The sequence below is a fragment of the Streptomyces katrae genome (assembly GCF_000966975.1).
Lineage (GTDB): Bacteria > Actinomycetota > Actinomycetes > Streptomycetales > Streptomycetaceae > Streptomyces > Streptomyces katrae.
The window spans coordinates 1-2184 of record NZ_JZWV01000822.1 but is presented as its reverse complement, the minus strand read 5'-3'; the positions used below and the strand labels follow the sequence as shown (position 1 = coordinate 2184).

Below are 2184 nucleotides of genomic sequence, written 5' to 3'. Positions count from 1 at the left end.
TCCTCCAGGTGGGAGACGTACGACCAGTGGCCGCCGGCGAGGCCCCCGGGGTGGGCGCCGGCGTGGGCGGCGAGCGCGGTCACCGCGAGCCGGATCCGGGCCCGCTCGCCGTCGCCGTGCTCGCCGAGGAAGCCGGCGCCGGCCCGCAGCGCGCCGAGCCCGGCCCGCAGCAGGTCCTCGCGCAGGGCGGCGCCGTCCTCGCCGAGCAGGCCGCGTACGGAGGAGCGGTCGACGGCCTGGATCCGGACCGTGTTGTCGGGCTCGATCGGCCCGTAGGGCGGGGGCACGAGTTCGGCGCGCCCGGCCAGGGCGGCCCGTTCGAGCAGCTCCGTCTCGGTGAGGTCGCCGTGCGAGGGGTGCTCACGGAGCCAGTCGCGGAGCGCGGACGCGGCGGACTCGGACGCCTCCTCCACCTGCCGGGGCGGGCCCTGGAGCCGCAGCCGCAGGTGGGGGCCGTGCAGCCAGTGCCGTTCCACGTGGGCGGCCGTTCCGCGTGCCGCGCAGGCCTCGGCGAGCGGGAGCAGGGCTCCGCGCAGCAGGGGGGCCTTGTCGGGGTGGTGGTAGTAGACCACCACGTCGAGGGCGTGCTCGTGGGTACCCATGCGCGCCGCGCTCCCCTCTTCGGTCCGCTTCGTCGTCCGTCGTCCGTCGGCCGTCGTCCCTCGTCGGTCCGTCGCCCTGTCGCCCCGTCGTCTCATGGCCGCCGCCCGGTCCGGTAGACCTCCAGGACGAGCTCGACCGCGCGGGCCGGGGCGTCCAGCCCGCCGGGGGCGGGCAGGGCCTCCTCCAGGACGGCGCCGCCGCCGTGGCGGGAGAGCCATTTGGGCAGGCAGCGCAGGTGCAGGGCGTTGCCGAGGTCCACGAGGTGCGGTTTGGGGCGGCCGAGCCGGGTCAGGAGGTCCTCGGCGGCGTGCCCGCCGGGGGCGGCGGCGACCGGGTGGAGGAAGACCTGTTCGGGGAGGTCCAGGGCCGCGCGCCAGCGGGCCGCGGCCTCCGCCGGGACCGGGCCGCCGGCCACGAGGTCGGCGCTCCAGGACGTCGGGCGGCAGCAGCCAGCGGCGGCGGCGCAGGACCACGTCGCGGTGGCGCAGCCTGGGCCGGTGGAGGACCTGGCCGCCGCCCGGTGCGGGGCGGGTTCCCCCGGGGACGAGGGGGCGGAAGTCGACCGCGCCGTGCGGCTGGTCGGCGAGGTGGGCGCCGAGGCGGCGCGGCAGCAGGACGGGCGAGAGGAAGCCGGGGTAGAGCACGTCGAGGAGTTCGCCGGTGCCGCGCAGCCGGATGCGCACCTGGTCGGCGGTCTCGTCGTGGACGAGTTCCAGGTCGGCTTCGCCGAGGGAGGTCCAGCGGCGGTCGGGGCCGATCTCGTCGGGGACGAGGAGGGGGTGGAGGTTGGCGTTGAACCCGCCGACGGGGCGGATCTGGGCGGCGCGTGCGCCGGGGCCCAGGGCGCGCCGGATCTGCCGGGACACCTCGGCGGTGGCGTCCGGGGCGAGGGAGTCGAGGAAGCGGCTGGTGAAGCGGCCCCAGCCGCCGTACACCTGGTTGACGCAGAGCCGGCCCGTTCGGGGGTCGCGCTGGAGGAAGTACGCGTAGCTGAGCGGGCGTGCGAGGGCCCAGTCGGGCAGCCGGTCGCCGAGGCCCTTGAGCAGGTCGGGGGGCAGGACGACCTCGTCGGCTCCGTCGGGGTCGCCGTCGACGGCGTCCCGGACGGCTGCCACGGCCTCGGCGCGCAGGTCCGCCAGTGCGGCGGTCCCGGTGGGGAGGGGGTCGGCGGGGTCGAGGGCGGCGAGCCGGCCGGCGGCCTCCCAGGCGTCGGCGATCTCGCCGCCGAACTCCCAGGGGTTCGGGCAGGGGTTCGGGCAGCGGCCGCCGGGGCCGTAGCGGGCGACGAACCGGTCGCGGACGACCCGGCGCAGGAGGTGTCCGAGGTCGAAGAGTTCCGCCAGTGCGGTGACCTCGCCGAGCGTCTCGTGGTCGCCGGAGTCGAGGAAGCCTTCGAGGTCGACGGGGCGCGGGGCGACGACGTCCTCGGAGACCGCGCTGAGCGGGGCGGACACGGCCGGGACGGGGCGCCCGGCGGCGGCCAGCGCCTCGGCCCATCGCCGGGCCAGGCCGGCCAGCAGGGCGGGGCGGTCCGCAGCGGGGGTGTCGGCGAACGCCGCGGTCATCCGGTCGAGCTCGTCA

At 77.9% G+C, this 2184-nt stretch carries 1 protein-coding gene; it reads right to left on the bottom strand.

What is annotated here, in order from left to right; genetic code table 11:
* Nucleotides 1-2184: lantibiotic dehydratase C-terminal domain-containing protein (locus tag VR44_RS48560; RefSeq protein WP_281187205.1), on the bottom strand; the 2184-nt coding region annotated here is incomplete at both ends.